At 54.9% G+C, this 18,286-nt stretch carries 11 protein-coding genes; 6 read left to right on the plus strand and 5 right to left on the minus strand.

Annotated elements, in window-relative coordinates; translation table 11 throughout:
* Window positions 1-50 precede the first annotated feature (50 nt).
* The 3 genes from ACPOL_RS21050 to ACPOL_RS21060 form a co-directional block, all read right to left on the minus strand.
* Entirely contained in the window at window positions 51-230 is a 180-nt protein-coding gene (locus ACPOL_RS21050) for a hypothetical protein (RefSeq protein ID WP_114208798.1), read from the minus strand.
* Between the two features lie 22 nt (window positions 231-252).
* On the minus strand, window positions 253-477 hold the full coding sequence (locus ACPOL_RS21055; RefSeq protein WP_114208799.1) for an MGH1-like glycoside hydrolase domain-containing protein: 225 nt from the start codon (window positions 475-477) through the stop codon (window positions 253-255).
* A 181-nt stretch (window positions 478-658) separates the two neighbouring features.
* The gene (locus ACPOL_RS21060) at window positions 659-1,651 is read right to left on the minus strand and encodes a hypothetical protein (protein WP_150133083.1); all 993 of its coding nucleotides are present in this window, start codon (window positions 1,649-1,651) and stop codon (window positions 659-661) included.
* Between the two features lie 276 nt (window positions 1,652-1,927).
* Between ACPOL_RS21060 and ACPOL_RS21070 the strand changes: the two genes are divergently transcribed.
* From ACPOL_RS21070 to ACPOL_RS35540, 4 genes are all read left to right on the plus strand, one after another.
* The gene (locus ACPOL_RS21070; RefSeq protein WP_161557484.1) at window positions 1,928-3,238 is read left to right on the plus strand and encodes an MFS transporter; all 1,311 of its coding nucleotides are present in this window, start codon (window positions 1,928-1,930) and stop codon (window positions 3,236-3,238) included.
* 279 nt (window positions 3,239-3,517) lie between these two features.
* The gene (locus ACPOL_RS21075) at window positions 3,518-4,897 is read left to right on the plus strand and encodes a glycoside hydrolase family 140 protein (protein WP_114210956.1); all 1,380 of its coding nucleotides are present in this window, start codon (window positions 3,518-3,520) and stop codon (window positions 4,895-4,897) included.
* A 266-nt stretch (window positions 4,898-5,163) separates the two neighbouring features.
* On the plus strand, window positions 5,164-5,913 hold the full coding sequence (locus tag ACPOL_RS35535; RefSeq protein WP_114208803.1) for a glycoside hydrolase family 27 protein: 750 nt from the start codon (window positions 5,164-5,166) through the stop codon (window positions 5,911-5,913).
* A complete protein-coding gene (locus ACPOL_RS35540) occupies window positions 5,910-6,443 on the plus strand; it encodes an alpha-amylase family protein (protein ID WP_114208804.1) in 534 nt (177 codons plus the stop codon). The genes ACPOL_RS35535 and ACPOL_RS35540 overlap by 4 nt, the downstream gene beginning before the upstream one ends.
* Window positions 6,444-6,642: 199 nt before the next feature.
* Here the strand turns inward: ACPOL_RS35540 and ACPOL_RS21090 are convergent, their stop codons facing one another.
* Window positions 6,643-8,856, minus strand: a complete 2,214-nt coding sequence (locus ACPOL_RS21090) for a DUF6259 domain-containing protein (protein WP_161557485.1) — start codon at window positions 8,854-8,856, stop codon at window positions 6,643-6,645.
* Window positions 8,857-9,552: 696 nt separating this feature from the next.
* Here ACPOL_RS21090 and ACPOL_RS21095 point away from each other — a divergent pair.
* Window positions 9,553-13,329, plus strand: a complete 3,777-nt coding sequence (locus ACPOL_RS21095; protein ID WP_114208806.1) for a chitobiase/beta-hexosaminidase C-terminal domain-containing protein — start codon at window positions 9,553-9,555, stop codon at window positions 13,327-13,329.
* Window positions 13,330-13,972: 643 nt separating this feature from the next.
* Here the strand turns inward: ACPOL_RS21095 and ACPOL_RS21100 are convergent.
* Window positions 13,973-15,394, minus strand: coding sequence for a hypothetical protein (locus tag ACPOL_RS21100; RefSeq protein WP_150133084.1), 1,422 nt, complete (start codon window positions 15,392-15,394; stop codon window positions 13,973-13,975).
* An 830-nt stretch (window positions 15,395-16,224) separates the two neighbouring features.
* On the opposite strand from ACPOL_RS21100, the gene ACPOL_RS21105 reads away from it, so the two are divergent.
* Window positions 16,225-18,213: an NHL repeat-containing protein gene (locus tag ACPOL_RS21105; RefSeq protein ID WP_150133085.1), complete on the plus strand. Its 1,989-nt coding sequence runs from the start codon at window positions 16,225-16,227 to the stop codon at window positions 18,211-18,213.
* Window positions 18,214-18,286 lie beyond the last annotated feature (73 nt).

Raw genomic sequence — 18,286 nt, forward strand, 5'->3', positions numbered from 1 at the left:
CTTGACATAGTCTGTAGCCTTAGGCGGATCGGTTGTCTTCTGGTAAGAAATCAATCCAGCAGCGTGCCCCGGTGATAGAAACGGTCGCTGTTCGCGACATCGTCGCCGTTGCCGGTGGCGCCGTTATAGTGCTCATGGACGTGCCCCTGCACCTTCCATGCCTGAGCAAAAAGCTCCAGAGATTTCCGCGCTAGCTCTCCGCGTGCCTGGGGAAGGTCGTGATTGCGCAACCCAGGTAAACGAGGTAGTTCATCAGTCTTTGTTGAGAAAGATTCCGGCTTTCTCATCCCATAAGGATTGAAGCGATTTCCGGTAGACTTCTGCGCGGTCCTCCAGTTCCTTTTGTTCCGCTGACCTTCCGAGGATCTTGGCAATTACTGCTAGCGCATCGCAGTCGGCGGCATACTCACTTATCAAGCCCACATCGGCGATCACCAGGTGGCCGCTTTTGTTGTCGTAGATTGGACCGTCGTGCATGGGGTTGTTGTCCAGGCCAGATTCGAAAACGCGTACCGCGTGAGCCGTCGTCTAGGTTGGAAGGCTTGGTATCGACGTCACTTCCCCACACCAAGTAATTGCCTCCGCTGCGACGCTCATTCCACCAGGGCTTCCAGTTGAGCAGCGGGGCGAAGGTGTCTTTCAGCAGCCAGCGTTCGCGCTAACGCCGGTAGAGGCCGAAAACAGTGATCGCGCCCACGAGAGGCTCGGAGCGATCGAAACTCTTCCAGTCGCCGGCACGGGCGAAGTTAGGAACAAATCCAGACGGAGCGGTGTGGCGCAAGATCTCCACGGTGTTGGCATAGGCGAGGTCTTTGTTGCCCACCGCAGCCAGTATTGCTGCGAAGAAAGTATCCCAGTCGAAAAGGACGTAACCTCCCCAGTTGTCGCCCCATACCCGGCTGACCGGCGAGACGACGCGCCGGCGTTCGGGTTCGTAGATCGTGTCACATGCGATGGTGGTTTCGATGGCGTCGAAGATTGCACAATGGCCAGCGGCTGTTATGGACTGCATATAGGCGGCGCGCTGCCGCTCGACAATCCGTGTAGTCTCGGCGAGACTGCGCTGCCTGCCGGTGCTGATTCCGGCGGGAGCATTGAGCGAAGCCGCGAAGTATGGGCCAATGACGGCGATATTGACGCCGGGCACTTCATAAACTATCGGATAGATCGACACCTTCAACTGCGGACCGTTGGCGTCAATCCTATCGCTAAGGCGGGAAATCGATCCCGGTCGGTTCCAACTGTAAGCTGCGGAGAAGACCACGATAGAAACTGGATGCCCGGTCGGGGCCTCTTGGAGCTGAGTGACCAGCATGACCAGGTCGTCCCCGTCATGCGCGCTCTGCACCCGCACTTTGACCCCATGCCAGTTCGGGCGAAGGTCGGTGTAACTTCCATCCCAGGAGTGTGGGCCGAGGAATACCTCTTCGGACTTCTGGCCACGCCGTCCGATGAGCGCATCTGCGAGGAAAACCTCCCCCGCCACTCCTTTGCTGTCCTGGATGCCAATGCGCAGCGACAACCCTGCCGGCAACAACATTTGGCTAAGAAACGCTGTGAGTGCCCCACGTGTTCCATCCCGGGCGAGGCGATGCTGCAGAGCTTGATACTCGACGGAACTAGAAGGTTTTTGGGCTTGTGCAAACGTCAAGAACATGCAGACGAGGAGAGGGAACAGTGCGCCCGATGGGCATCTGGAAACGCGCGGGAGTTGAAGTTTGGCAAGAGCTGGCCATTTCGAAACGAAGAAGCTTATCGGAGTCATTTTGGTTCGTGAATCGAAAGTCCACTTTAAAGGCGCTTCTTCTTGGCGGCAACGCATTCGGTTTGACCATGTTGCAGCGATGGTTTTGTCAGAATCCAAGGCAATAGGCTTACAGAACTTGGTCGCGGCCGTGAATAACCTACAGAGTTATGCTGAATGACCATGGCTAAGCTAGAACAGATTCGCAACGCCCAGGTTGTCACGATCGCTGACAGCTCAGATCGGAGCATTAAAACACGCGGGGCCGGCGCGCTATTGGGGTTGGTATATCTCATCTCTTTTTTTTGCGGGCTGGCGCAGAGCTTTGAGGGAGTCTTCCTTCCCGAGTTCAAAGAGTATTTTCATCTCTCTTACCAGCAACAGATGTATATCGTTTTCGCGAAAAATCTTCCATTTGTGGCCGCGCTAGCGGTGGGGTGGTTAGTTCGCCGCAAAGGCTATAAGAACACTCTCGCCGTTGCCATGTTTCTCTACGCGGCCGGAACGCTGTTGCTCGTGCCTGGCTTGCGGACGGAAAAGTACTGGATGGTCTTGTTGGGATTTATGACTATCGGTGGTGGCTTTACCTTTCAGATGGTGGCCGCTAATCCCCTGATGAGTGCTCTCGGACTGGCAGAAGGCGCGTCGAGCCGTCTTAATTTCGGCAACGCTCTGGGGGCGGTTGCCCAAATCATTGCGCCCGCAACTCTAACTGTCATCATTCCCGTTTCCGCAGTATTGGCTCGCGAGAAGATGACCTACATCGAGCAGTTGTTCCTGTCGCTCGGTATAGCCTTGATTGCTGTGGCGGCTGCGGTGGTCATCTTTCCCGATGTCACCGTCTCGCAAGTCGGGCCTAACGCAGCTTCAATCCGCAGTCAAACTTGCCATCAATCCATCTGGAGTCGCCGAAAAGCGATCTGGGACTTTATCGTCATCTTCTTACTGTTGGGAGTTGAAGCCTCACTCTTTTCTCTGTTCAGAAACTATCTTGAATCTCCGGATGTTGCGGCCCTGTCGGCACACTCGTCCCAGCGCCTTTTCACGGCATTTTTCGGCCTTTTTGCTTTGGGTAGATTGACGGCTTCATGGATTCAGCGGCACATCCGTCCCATCTTTCAGATGAACGCACATCTTTTGGCCTCGGCCTTCTGCGTCATGGCGCTGGTCTTCGCGAAGGGTGCGACAGCAATATCTGTCTTCCTGGCGCTCGGATTTCTAGTATCTATTTTTTTTCCAACATTTTACGGGATGAGTATCGAGAGGGCCGGGGACCTCGCTCCGCAGGCCTCAGGCTTGCTTACGGTCGGCTTTCTGGGTTGCGCCATCGTTCCCGTCGTTCAGGGGGGACTCGCTGACATGATCGGACTTCGCCATTCATTCTGGCTATGCGCTGGAGTCTATTTGCTAATCGTGGTTTATGTATCGCGTATGCACACACGGGAAAAATCGTCAGCGTCCGCTGACGCACACGCTATCTTCGTCAGAAACTAAAGTGGAATCGCTACAGAGCTCGCTTTAGCGTGTGATTAATCTACTCATTAAGCAACCCGAGGTTGCAGCCCTTTGACCCCACCGTTGGGCCTCCCATGAGATTTCGATGGCTTACCCCGAGTGCAGCCATCGAAATCTCATTCTTTTCTTAGGCCTCAATGAGGCGTAGTGGCGAAAACGTGGTTCATAGTGAATACCATTGACGTCGAGCGTGAAAGAGCAGTCGCTGAATTCTGCTGGAGAAATGAAATCAGAGTGCTCATCATTTTGATGGCTTGGATGACTGTAAACGCCGCGGCATTGGGTGGGGAGAGCAAGAGAGACGTGTCGACCGAACGATCACTTTACGATTTGAAAGTTTCACCCAATCATCATTTCTTAATTCACCCGGACGGAACTCCGTTCTTCTATTTGGGAGACACCGCGTGGGAGCTTTTTCACCGGTTGACACTTGAGGAATCGGAGCGCTATCTCGAAGACCGCCGAAGCAAAGATTTCAATGTGATTCAAGCGGTCGTGCTCGCGGAACCGGACGGTCTGAACGTGCCGAATGCAGACGGCGAGCGGCCCCTGATTGACAACGATCCGACAAAACCCAACGAAGCGTACTTCAACCACGTGGATGCCGTTGTGGATATGGCCGCAAAAAAGGGCCTCTATATCGGGATGCTTCCGACGTGGGGAGACAAGGTTGTCAAAGCATGGGGCACCGGGCCGGTCATCTTCAATGCGGACAATGCGCGCGCCTATGGGCGTTATCTCGGAAGCCGTTATCAGGATCGCTGGAACATCATTTGGACACTGGGTGGCGACCGAGATCCCGCAGGGCATGAACAGGTCTTTCGCGCAATGGCGGAAGGGCTCAGGGAAGGCGATGGGGGTCGGCATCTCATGACCTATCACCCGCCCGGGGAGCGCAGCTCTTCCGAATGGTTTGACCGCGACGATTGGCTTGACTTTAATATGGAACAGAGCGGCCACGGCCACAAGGACGGGGCCAATTACAAGATGATTGAAGCAGATTATGCGCTCACGCCTCTGAAGCCAGTGATCGACGGCGAGCCTCGTTATGAAGACCATCCCGTCGCGTGGAAGCCGGAACAATTCGGATGGTTTGATGACTACGATGTTCGCCAAGCAGCGTATTGGGCGGTCTTCGCAGGGGCGGCGGGCCACACCTACGGTTGCAACGACATCTGGCAGTTCAAGACGCCGACGCGGGAGCCGATCAGCCTCGCTCGAGGCGAATGGACCTCAAGCCTCAACCTTCGGGGGGCAGGCCAAATGAGATATTTGCGCGGGCTCTTGGAATCGAGGCCATATTTATCTAGAGTGCCTGATCAGTCGCTGTTGTCTGCTCCGCAGAGCGATGGTGCCGATCATATGCAGGCCACGCGCGGAGATGGATACGCCCTAGTCTATTTCCCCAGCGGAAAACCGGCCAGCATCGCCCTCGACGGCATCGCAAAGGGCCCGGTGCGGGCAGCCTGGTACGATCCTCGCACCGGCGCCGCTCATGAGATAGCTGTGATGGACGGCATAGGACATCGGACTTTCACTCCGCCGGGTTTGCCCGGACGCGGAAATGACTGGGTGCTCGTTCTCGATGCTGTGGCCAAGCACTTCGGGGCTCTCGGAGAGTCCACCGCTCAGAAGTAGGCGGGGGAATTCGTAATCCTCTGAGCTGGCGCATATGATGACGTTTAACCGTTTGATAATCAATAAAGCGGGCAATGATCGTGAGTCGCTACTTGACAGCCTTGGCCGCTCTTCCGTTGTTTACATACTGTACTCTGCTCCATTCTCAATCGAATTTAGGGAAGACCCGCGATGCGGTCTACGCGAACCCTCCAATGGGTTGGTCATCCTGGAACAGTTTTTCCAACCTCATAAATTCAGATATCGTGCGGGCTTAGACGCGAGCCGTGGTCGATTCGGGTCTGGCGCATGCCGGCTACTCCTACGTCAACATCGACGAAGGCTGGTGGCTGGGGACACCCGATACGGATGGCAACATCGTCGTAGAGGCAGAGACATGGCCGGCAATCGCTCCTGGCGAAGAGGCGGGAGATATGAGCAATATCGTGCGTTATATTCATGGCCTTGGTCTAAAGGCCGGAATATACACGGACGCTGGTGAGGCGGGCTGCAGCTTCTATGGACCTGATCTTGGGCCGCCGATACCGCATACCGGGAGTGAGGTTCACTACGCGAAGGATTTTCTCCAATTCGCGCGCTGGGGATTCGACTTTGTCAAGGTGGATTGGTGCGGTGGAGCGAAGGAGAACCTCGATCCCGCGGCGCAATACGCTGAGATCGCACATGCGATCCAAGAAGCCGAAGCTGCCACCGGTCGCACGCTATACTTCTCCATTTGCAACTGGGGAGAGCGCAGTCCCTGGACCTGGGCACCCGGTGTGGGTGGTTTACCTGCGGACATCTGGCGGACGGGCGGAGATATTGTTGCGCCCGTTGTCGCCGGTACCGCAAACGGTAGCCGCAAGGCTACTTTTGCCGAGATGCTGCGCAACTTTGACAATAATCTTCATCCCGAAGCGCAACACACCGGTTTCTACAACGACGCGGACATGATGGTCATTGGCATGCCCGGGCTGAGCGAAGCGCAGAATCGTCTCCACGTCGCGCTCTTTGGGCGATTTCAAGTTCACCAATGATCTTGGGCGCCGACCTCATGACGCTTACTCCGTCCACTGTTTCCATGCTCACAAACCCTGATGTGATTGCTCTCGATCAGGACCGTCTTGGTCTGCAACCTGTTCGCGTTACAGCTGAGGGAGCGACGGTGGAAATCTGGACAAAGATCCTTTCCGACTCTGAGGACGGACACGCACGGCGCGCAATCCTGCTGCTGAATCGCAATTGCTCCGATGCACAGTCGACACTTCCCTTTGAGCGCATGGGGCTGGTGTCTGAGAGTGTATCGGTGCGAGAAATAGGGCACCCAGGAAGTTTATCGGAAACGGGCAAGTCCGGCGTCTTCAGTGTGGCCGCAAGCGAAGGCCGCCTTTTGCTGGCCGAAGGAGATAGATCTTTAACTGGATACTTCGTTCCAGCCGTCAAAGCCGATCCTGCCGGCAAGGGAGCACAGTCGCGTGTCTGGTTATTCCCGAAAAGCGGGGGAATTCGCAATTCGCGTGGGCTAGGATCGCTTACGCGAATATGGGATGCGAACTCGCGCAAGTGACCCTGCGCGTGGATGGCGACCGGCAAAGCGCAGTGGCGTTGCCGCCTACTGGAGGGTTTCTTCCCCGCGCTGTGACAATCATCGTCAAGTTCCCTCAGGGGCGTAGGACCACGAGATCAGCTTGAGCAGCGCCGACGGTCGTCTTTTGTCGATTGAATCTCTTGAGTTGCTGGCCCCTGCGCGGTGATCTCGTCCTTCCTCAGGGCCGAAGTTCGAACGCTCGAAATTCCCATGGATCCAGACTCAACTCCGCTTTTCCGAACCGAACCGATATTGTCCTCTGATCACATCGGTCGAATAAGATGCCGGTCTGGACCGTTTGGGGGAAAGTCATTCGTGCGGTGATCGGTTTTTCCGTGGCATTAGCGACCGTCAGTACTCGCGGCAGTGACTCGAAGATCTGCGTCCACACCTCAACGCAAGCTGTATCGAAGGCCGAAACCTGAGCGTCGCAAATCTCTGGATACATATCGAAGTACTTTCGCACCATACGCCCAAGCGGAGCGAGTTGCTCTTGGCTTTCCAGTTCGGCGAAGACACGATACCCATTCACGGCATTCCAGAGCAAGGGCTTGGCCACTGGCCATAGGGGGGCGTTCCGGCCGTGCGGCTGCATGCCCCATGCCTCAAAGGTGCGCATCTGCGGATGAAGGAACCGCAGCAGTGGAACGGTAAAGTTCATGCGAGTCCAGGCATGGCCGTGCGAGAGGGTACCATCAATGAACTCACGGGCCATATCTCCGACGCCTTCGCAAAGCAGTATGGTGTTTGGATTGGCCTTGTCCACCTCTTCGCGCACGCGGCGCAGCACTTGCCGCAATCCCCAGTTCCAGATGTCGGGCTGCGGCGCATGAGAGTGTTTGGGATTGAAGCAGCGATGGTTGTCGGTAGCCAGCATCGAATCCATGAAAAAGCCGTCGACGCCAGTCTCGCGGACAACATCAGCGAGGGTCGTCGCGAACCAGTCCTGCCAGCCTTTCTCGGCCGGGCACATATCGAAGAAGCCCTTATAGTTTTCGGTGAGACTGCCGTCGGCGTTCATTAACGCCCAATCTCTGGCTTTGGAACGGCCGATTCGCGAACGCTTCCAGACAATCAGGCCCTCGACATAGAGCAGGATGTGGCCACCTTCGCGGTGGGCGGCCTCGACTCCGCGGCGCACCGCCTCCAGTCCGCCGAGGTTTTCCGCTGTATAGAAGTAGTCTCCGCGATTGAGCATGTTCTTCTGAGTGCCCATAATCTCTGGCTCGGAGAAGCCAGGCAGACTGAGCATGTCGCTGCCGACCTCTCGGCGCTCTCTCATGATCAATGGCAAGTCGTAAAGTCCACGGCCTGCCCGGAACAGACCGTCCGGAGACTCCTCGGCCAGGAGTGTTGTCTCGCGATACCACGAGGCTGGTGACGCTCGCATCGGGAGATGTTGTCTTCGCTCACGGAGCCATAGCGCGGCGACTTTCCATGGGCCATCATATAGATATGTGAAGACTGGACCAAGATCCACGCTGTCACCAAGCTTGATGATCGGAAGCGTGCCGTCCGATTCTGCCTTGTCGTATTCGGCCTGGCCGCCGAAGCGCGAAGTACCGAGCAGAAGGCGGCGGTGACGCCATCCAGCGAAGGGCCCTTGGCTTCCTCGAGGCAGCTCAAGAGCGACGTCCAGGTCGTCGACCAGCGGAAAGACATTGCCGATGACGGCGCTCCGTTGCCGGCAGCCGCCGGGGTCGGCGGCGAAGTCTGCCAGGCTGTCCTCGAGAAAGGCAAAACCGCAATCTCCGCCGTCGATCAGATATGCCGGCGTCGAAAGACCGCCTAGATAAGTTTGCGAAAAGTTCAAGTCTCCGAGCGGTCCACGTGCCGTTCCCGACAGCTCGCCGGCGACGAGCCGGTCGAGGTTAGGCCCGGAAAGCTTAATCCGCGCGAGCAGAGGGAAGTAGAAGTCCAGATCGACATCGTCGGCCCCGTTCCACGCCGCTTGGCCGCGCCACTCGATTACATCGCCTTCGACCGTGACCTCAATGCCTGACTGAAGTGGCAATGACGAGTGCTTGAAATAGGCAAGAACTCTTGATCCGCTCATTTGGATCCCGGTGATCTCGAAGCCGTCCATTCCATAAACGCCCTGATGCGGGCCGGACAGCACCACGACCGCCATAGGATTGCCAAGAGTGTCTGCGCCTGCTTGTTGAAGATACCGGTCAGCGTAGAGCAGGGGTGGACGACCGTCCCGTTGAATTTGTTTTAGGTGAAGCTGCAATCCCTTTCTCACGAACTCAACGCGTGTCATGCTTCCGGTGAGAACGATCTCCTCGGTTGTGGCCGCATCCACGGTGCGGAGAGCGTCGGCCGATGTGTCTGCGTCCGCGATGGACGGTAAACACGCGCCAATCGCGGCGGCGGCGCCAATGCGGAGCATGGACCTGCGGCTCAGAGAGGGGTTTTGGAAAAGGTTCATTTCGACCCAAGGTAGTACGCATACAACAGAGTTTCTATAAGAAGATGAATCGCTTTGTGATCAAGACGGCACATATCTGAGAAAACCTACGGCAATTATTACAGCCGCCCCTTTGAAAAAGGGCCCGCGGGCAAGGTAAACCATCAACTTGCCCTGCGATCCTGTTCCAAGGGTCACTTCGAGGATGCTCTCATCCATTTGTGCATGTGTGTCCGTGCCGCTCACTTAGTACTAACGGCACTGCCCTCGTGCTCCGCCTTCCAAGCATAGATCGCGCACTTGTAGACTCGCTAGTTGAAAGGCTACGGTGTTGGCATCGCAACCGATGTCAGAAATGGCGCAGGGTACGGACGAGAAGTCGGCCGGTCGAGGTCGCTGCTCAGCCCGCTTCAATCTGACCCTCTCGAAACCATATCTTCAGAATGTTTGAGCACCTCGTCATAGAATGTGCAATTCACGATTGAGTAATGTTCTCGCCAGTCAGGTGCGCCGTTGGCTTAACTATTCACAATCGAGTGCACGGCAGAGCGACGGTTATTGCGTATCTCCGAATCTGCCCGGAAGGGCTCACAGCATCTCCGCGAATCTCAATCGGGGTGATTGAGGTCGTTCAATCGCCTCTAAGAAATCCTGCAGGTTGAAGCGAAGGAGTTCCCTATGCTATTTCCAAGGTTTACGACATCGGTCTATGCGCTGATCGCGGCTCTGCTTGGAGTTGGCATAACGGGTCACGGACAGGTCGTGGGTTCACCTCCATCGGCACCTGCACTCAACTACACAACCAATTGGCTCGGCAACACACTCGGAGGTGCCAATATTAGCTCCTCGAATCAATTGGGACACATCCCCCTTGACATGCAGGGAATCTACGTCACCTCCAATGGCACCGTTTACACCAACAGCAACTGGGATGAAGGCGGTAGAGCAACTTCTATTTTCCAGAACGGGACAATCACCAGCGCCGACGCCAACGGCGGCGGCGGCCAAGCGATCGTTGTGAGTGGCAGCACGATCTATGAGTCGAACAGCTCCGGCGTCACCAACAACCCGCCCTGCGCGGCGGGGGGCTGCGGCATTCAACTGCTGAACGCGAGCACATTGGCAGCCCTCAGCACAACCATCTCCGGCGACTCGGCTGTGTCCAGCACAGGTTCGGCTGCGATTTATGGCTTGGCAATCGGCAATGGCAATCTTTACGCAGCGATCAACGACCAGAACAAGGTGGATGTAATCAGCCTCTCCAGCAACTCAGTCACGGCAACCTGGAATATTACCGCTCCAGGACTTATCGCCGTCGATAGCAGCGGCGGCGTCTGGATCAGCCACAAAACGAATACTGCGCTGCCCAACGTGAACGGGATCGTCAACGATGAATGGGGTGATTTCGGCACGGCTGTGATCGATCACTATAACAGCAGCGGGACGCACATCAATTCGATCACGCTACCCGACAGCGGCGAAGTACGCGCTCTCTGGATCGACAGCAATAACAATCTGTATGCGGGCGATGAGAATACGGATCAAAACATCAAGATATACAACAACATTCTTAGCAGCCCGACCCTTTCGGGAACCTTCGGGACCCAGGGCGGAGTTTATACATCCAGCACGCCGGGCGTTGTCGCTCCCGGTCGTTTCCGCTTTATCACCGGAATCGGAACCGATTCATCGGGCAATATTTACGTCAGCGATGATGACTATGGTCATGGAGTTCTCCTTTCCAGTTACACATCTAGCGGAAGTCTGAACTGGCAAGTCCAGGGGCTAGAGTTCGTTTCACTCGGAGCGGTTGATCCCAACTCGGAAACAGACTTCTATGATCCCTACCATCACTTCCACCTCAACTATTCAGACCAGAACAGCAATATTGGTACCTATTACTCGGACACCTTCGATCCGTATCAGTACACGACCGATGTGCGGGCAACAGGCAATCCGAACATCGCCGAGGTCCAGTACATTCAAGGAAGCAGGTTCCTGCTGCTCTCGGATCAGGCTGGAGGCTATTTGCAAATCAACCGCTTCCAGTCGGGTAGCGAGATTACGGTGCCCTGTGCAGCTTTGGATTACGGCGCTTTCCAGAATCAGTACCTGGATTTCTCGGTGCAGCCAACGAATGGAGAGTTCATCTGGACGGATGCAAACGGCGACGGCATCATACAATCGAGTGAAATTGCCCAGCCGACCAGCGCCGCTGCCCTCGCGCCCGCCGGGCAATTAGAGCACCGTGACGGCAACGACTTCTGGATGGATACGAACGGCAACCTGTGGCAGGTAAATTACTACTCGCCTGATGAGGGTTCCATTCACATCCGTGAATACCTCTTCCAAGGTTTCAATTCCCATGGATGCCCTCAGTACAATTTTAACAACCTGAATATTTACACGAACTCGACAGACTTCCCGCAAATCAGCGGTGTTTCTCAAGTGGTGTACCGGCCCGGCGATAGCGAGAAGGGAACCATTTACATCGCTGGCGGCGCTCCCAGCGCGGGCGCGTTCGACCAGATCACCAGGGTTGACAACTGGAGCAGCGGTAACCGCACACCTACCTGGACCAACAACATTGTGTGGAATCCGGGTACGGCCTCCGGTTCTACCCTGATCAATCCCGTGTCCTTCAGCATAGCCGGCAATTACATCTTTGTCGACTACAACGCGGTCCACTATGTTTTGGTCTATAGCACTGTAGATGGATCCTATGTGGGCGAGATCGATGCAGGAAGCGACGTTGGCGGCGACAGCAATATCGGCAACGACGACATGTGGCTGTCCACAACTGCCTTTGAGCGCTCCAATGGTCAGTATGTCATCACGAAGGAAGAGGACTACCAGGCCAAGAACCTTCTGTATGTCTGGACTCCTGCAGGCACTGAAAGCCAAACAGCAACCCCGGCCCTCTCTCCGGGCGGTGGAACGTACACGTCATCGCAATCAGTGACGATTTCTGATTCGACCACTGGCGCGATAATCTACTACACCACCAACGGGACTGCACCAACCACTTCGTCCACGAAGTACACTGGCTCAATTAGTGTCACCTCCACTGAAACCGTTCAGGCGATCGCGACAGCCAGCGGTTACTCCACCAGCAACGTGGGAAATGCCACTTACACTATCTCCAGCTGCTCACCCGCGGCGATCACTCCCTATATCTGGACATCAGCCGGTGGCTGGCAGCAGATTACCAGTATTTCCGTCGCCTCCGGCACTGCGGTCGACTTAGGGCCTCAACCCACCAGTGGAGGAAGCTGGAGTTGGACCGGGCCGGGCGGATTCACGTCAACCTCGCGAGAGATCGACAGTATTCCGCTAAGTGCCGGCACCAACACATTTGTGGCCACCTATACGAACAGTTGCGGAGCCAATAGCACCGAGACGTTTACGATTACCGTCACCGGCTCGGAAGGACCGTATGGTGGTACCGCAGCGGCAATCCCCGGTACAGTGCAGGCGTCGAATTACGACACCGGCGGCTCGGGTGTAGCCTACAACCAGACCACGAGCGGCGGCCAAACCGGCTATCGCACGGACAACAGCGGGGCCGTTGAAGCCGACTCTGGCGACAATAACTCTCCTGCCAACGGTTATGATCTGGGTTGGACTGGATCCGGGCAGTGGTACAAATACACAGTCAATGTGGCCACGGCGGGAACCTACACGGTGTCCTTCAGCGTAGCCTCGCCTAGTGGTCAAACCGATGGTTTCCATATGCAAAACTCATCGGGCACCAACCTCAGCGGCAATGTCAATGTGCCGAACACGGGCAGTTGGTATACCTGGCAGACTGTAACCGCATCTGTCACGCTTCCCGCCGGAACCCAGACGCTGGAGCTTGCCGAGGACAACTCCGGTTGGAATCTGGAGTACATGACGTTCGCGTCCAACTCCAGTGGTACCGAGGTATCTTTGAACTCGGCATTCAACATCACCGGCATTTACTCCAATGGCACAACCTTTAGCAGCAGCGGTGGCCTTGACGACGGTGGAGCAGCGTATTCCTCCAATCTTCTCGGCACGTCGTTGACCTACTCCGGAATTGTCTATGCCTTCGGAACGGCCAATCAGAATAATGCTGTACAGGGAACCGGCGCGCCGGTCGTGACCTTGACTTCAGGTAGCTACTCCACATTGAACTTCCTGGGAACCGCCAGTAGCGGAAATCAGGCTTCGCAGTTGTTCACTGTGACTTACACAGACGGCACGACAACGAACTTCACCCAGAGCATGAGCGACTGGTTTACACCGCAGAGTTATAGTGGAGAAACGACCGCTGTGGCCTGCTCTTATCGCAATCTCAGCAACGGTACCGAAGACAGCCGCACCTTCAATCTCTATCACTATTCATTTGCGCTGAACAGCGCAAAGACCGTGAAGAGCCTGACTCTGCCCAATAACAGCGATATCTCCGTGGCGGCGGTTACGTTGAAATAACTCCTCGCTCATTAACCCGGGTCAGAAGGGCCGCGGTTGACCAAGCAGAAGCCGAGATCGGCCTATACAAACTGACCGCACAGGCCCATCTCTTTATAGGCCGCATTTGGTCGCAGCCGGAGACTACCCAGATATGATCCATCCGGTGGGTGCATGAGGACTATGCAATTTTCTGACTAGATATTCCAGGAAAGAAAGATATCCGGAGGCAAAGGCGTCCTCATATCAACACATCGCCTGTCTTACCACCTCAGAAGGCTATGGTTGGACTTCGAAAGTGAGGGCCGTCAGCCGTGGTGGCCACATACAAGTATAGAGGTCTTGGCGGCGGTTAGAGCGGTGGCCGAGTGGAGGGACCGCGAGAAAGCGACGCAGGGGCTTGGGATAACTGTCTCGGCGCTCCAAAACAGGATTAAAGCCTGAGTCGCCGCTGCTTGGTGCGGATGAAGTTCGATCTGTCGATGACGGAGTCGAGCTGACGGAAGTGGGAGAGATCTGACGCCGAGCTCGCCTCGACTCGGCGGTGCTCGCCGAAGAACTACGGCACAGTAGTTTGTTGATACCCACCTGTTCGCACGCTTTCAGCTGAAATAGGATGAAACATCATTCGCACCATCGGGGCCAGTCAGATCCATAGAATCAGCTAATCAGCCAAGGCGGTTCTTATGCTCAGGGCGATATCGGAGGAGTACGGCGGTGAAGGCAAACTTGCGGGCCCGCCTGGGTGGTTGGCAAGAATATCACTTTTGTCCGTCGCGCCCGTCATGGTGTTGAGCCATTGTAAAGTATACGAGCCTTTCGGGAGAGTAATCTGTAGTGTCGTCTTGCTCCCGCCCCGGATATAGATCGCATACTGCCTTCCGGGTTCGGCGAGCACTCTGACCAAGCCGCCGTCCGGAACGCCCCCAGCTACCAATCCTTCTGCCGGGTTTAACTTCACAAGATCGAAGCTTTCCAGAAACGCCTTTAGATACGAAAGTTCCAAGCGCAGTTTGACGCTACCGCCCCCTGGCGTGCCTGGAGCTACCTGGGCCGAGCCGTTTTCGTGTCCCACCACGAAGGAGTAATCGAGATTGTCGTAGACTCCTCCACCCGCCAGCATGTACTGCCATGCCTGCACGTGATAGGGATGATCCGCGTTTCCATCGAAACCGGTCTCGTCATATGAGAGGACCTTACCCGCAGGGTAGTAATAGCTCATATTCTTCAGATCGCGCTCGTAGTGCATATTGAGCACGGAAATGTGCGCGTTGTCACGGGCATATCGTGCGCCAGCCTCAGTTGGTTTCGACGGCACATCGTGGGCGATCAGGTGACGCTTCGGAAGAGAATCCTCCGCGGTAGCCGCTACGTTAATCATGTGATCAATCCATTCGTTGGATATGTTGGTCCAGGGCTCGTTGACCAGTTCGTAATATAGGTTGTCAAATGCGTTGAGCTCTGTCATGAGCTGTCTAATGAAGAGTTCCTGTGCAGCCAAAAGGTTGCCATTGTCGAGCGTGAGCGCTTTTTCGCGTGGACAGATGCCGATGCCGTTAATATTGTTCGCGGCATTCATGGGAGAGTGGTCCCATTGGCCTTGTTGGTAAAAGACAGAGAACAACACCAGTTCGACAACGATCCCGCGCTCATCTGCTTTGGCGAGAAAATCTTTAAGTCGAGCTAGATATTTGGCATCCAGCGAGTTGAGATCGAATTTGTTGCCCCCGAGCACATACCCCGGTTGCAAGCTTCGTGCCCATGGCAGAAGTAACGCTGCGGGATCTGGAGCGAGGGTATTCTGAACAATCCCAAAATCCCCTGGACTTTCGAAATAGACTCCCGAAAATAACCGGGTATAGTTCAGCCTGTTGGCATGGAGTTCATCGAGATATCTAACGTAATCGAAGTCCCCGTTGAGGACCGCGCCATAGTGCTCCCCAGAGGTGACCAGTACCGTAGGCTTTCCCCGGAAGAGAAAATAATGGGGATTGTCAGGATTCTGCCTGATGGGTTCTGATGCGCATGCACTCTGAAAGATTATAAAAACGATAGCGACGACGTTCCAGAAAATAATCCTGGTCATCTTCAAGAATAGCCTCCGTGTGAGTTCGCAAATCTATTAAAAAGCGGTCTCTAAAGGGTTCGTTGAAAGACCTGGCGCAATGAACTTGCCCTTTTTCTTCGCAACTGCTGAAGCTCGCGCAACTCGCTCAGACCGAGTTCGGAATACTTCTTCCACAGGTAAAACTTTGCTAGCTCATGCCGTGCCTACGGCAAGCCTCGACCACCGTATTCGCTCACTCTGCCTCCCGCAATACTCGCAAAATCTCCTCTTAGCTGTGTCCACGCTTCGCCATCTTCCTGATTTTCCTCTCCGACTTCCAGAGAATCTAGAAGGCCTCGATCCCTCAGCTTCAGACCAGCTTAGCCTTTGGATTCTGGATCATTTCAAAGATGTCATTTGTTGGAATTTAGCTGCAGTACTTAACAACTTTCTATAACGAACCACGAGCGTCTTCTAAGAGTTTGACGGTGTGATGCGGCATTGCGTCCCTATTGAAGCAATATCCATTTGAATAACAAGTCATTTTGTGACAGAAAATGCTTTTTGTGCGACTTTACGATCAATAGGATCACGAACCGCGCTTTTCGAGCCATCGGTTGTTGACGAGCAGGATAGCTCGCTCTAGCAGGTCACTGTTTGGAGCAAGGCTTTGATGCATTGATTCCTCGGAACGCGAGGCAATTCCTCGTGGGACGAATGACGACCCTCCGTCCTCCTACCCAACCTTCAACTCGAAAGGGCGTCTAGCTATGGCTTACAAACAGTTACGGGTTTCTCGCTTTAGTATGATTGCTTTTACGCTCGCATCGTCATTCTCCTTGGTTCACGCCCAAGGATTATCTAACTCGTTGAATGTCGAGACCTCGTGGATCGGCAATAGCTTCGGCGGGGCAAACGCTCCCAGCGGCCTCTACCAGGTCCACGTTCCCGATGATATCGACACCATCTACGTCGATTCCGCAGGCAACGTTTATACCAATACTACCTATGACGAGGCAGGTGAAACGCAAGCCGTCTTCGACCCGAACGGGAATCTCGTTGCGGGCCCCTCTGACCAGGGGTACAACGAAAATGGTTATGCGATCACCGCTAACGATAATTTTATTTATTATGTCAACGGCGGTAAGGTGTTTGCAAGCGCAGCTCCAAAGGCTGGTGGCAGCTACGATCTCGCGCAAAGCAGATCGGGCTCCTTGGTTCAAACCGACGTGCGGGGTCTCGCCGCCACAGACGGTACGCTTTATGTATCCGACAACACAAACGGACAAATACTCATCTACAGCATCAACCAGGACGGGACGCTCGCCTCGAACCCTGCTTCGTTCAGCCTCAGCTACCCGCGCGGGTTGGCACTCGGCAGCGACGGTTCACTTTGGATCGTGGAAGCCAATGACAATAGCAGTAGCGGAGCCCAAGTGGTGCATTACGACGGCAGCGGAAACAATCTCGGGGATGTCATCAACTTTGATGGTAGTGTTGCCCTAACCGGAATAGCAGTAGACACTTCTCATATGCAGAGTCCCGATGACTTGGTACTGATTTCAGATAACGGACAGGATCAGGATATAAAGATCTACGACGTAGGCAATCTTACGGGTTCGCCGACGGGCTACAACTCCTTTGGTAATGTCGGGGGGGTCTACAGTAACACTAAAGGCCAGATAGCAGCGCTAAAATTTAAAGGGCTTACCGGCGTTGGAGTTGACGGAAGCGGCAACATCTATGTCAGCCAAAATGGTGGGCGTGATAGCGTGAATAATCTTGATGGAAACGCTTTCGGCGCCGAGCTAGAAAAGTATTCCCCGAGCGGAAATCAACAATGGTCGCGGCTTGGGCTGGAGTTTGTCACCCGGGCAGGCTTCGACCCCGGAGACGACGGACAGGATGTCTACGATACCTGGCACCACTTTAATCTCAACTGGCAAAACAACACGCCGGGTTCCGAATGGTCTTACACTGGCTTCACCTTGGATCGATTTGAGTTCCCTAGCGATAGCCGGCTGAGCGCTCCAAACTACACAACCTGGGTCAGAAGAATCAATGGGAATCGAATTTTGTTTACGACCGGACAGTATGCCGGCTACCTTAATATCTACAAAACCAACGTTGATGGGGATATCGCAACTGACAGCAGCACGTCTTATCCGGCCCAGGGCTATTACGCGATCTATCCCGATGCCAATGGCGGCATCTGGGAAGCGGGGACTGCGCAACCATCCGAATACATTATTTACACTCCGTCCACTGGCCTGGATGGGAATGGCAATCCCACTTATGGAAGCACTCAGTCTTTCAATCGGCCTGCACCTTTTTCTGGATCAGACGGTATAATCAGGCGGGCACAGTATGATGCGGGATCAGACACGCTCTATCTGGCCGGTTGGAACTCGAGCTATCCGCAACCGGGTCCGATCGGCGACGATGGTCCCGGACAAATCTATACTGCTTATCCAGGCTGGCTGGCAAATAATGGAAACGTCTCTCCCGCCTGGACGATCATCTCCGAGCAGGACACCAGCAACTATGACTGGCCGGAATCCTTCAGCGTGGCGGAGAAACCCGATGGGACTGAAGGGTATCTGTTCCTAACCTTTAGCGGGATACATAAAATACAGGTATTTAGTGTTATTGATGGGTCGGCCGTCGGTACAATCACCGCTGACCCGTCGCTCGTGGGTCCGTCAATCCAAACATCTGAGGGGCCCTCTTCCGGCGCGATCGGTAATGTCGACATGCCTTATGGAATCGACGCTTTCCGTCGGTCGAATGGCGAATATGTAATTCTCAACGAGGAAGACAACCAGGCAAAGAACCTGCTGTTCCGTTGGGTCCCGTAATAAGCAATGAAAGTTGCGAAGACAAGTGTTCTTGGGCATCAGGCGACTACCTCGCTGCCTGATGCCCATGCTG

The organism is Acidisarcina polymorpha (genome assembly GCF_003330725.1).
GTDB classification, from domain to species: domain Bacteria; phylum Acidobacteriota; class Terriglobia; order Terriglobales; family Acidobacteriaceae; genus Acidisarcina; species Acidisarcina polymorpha.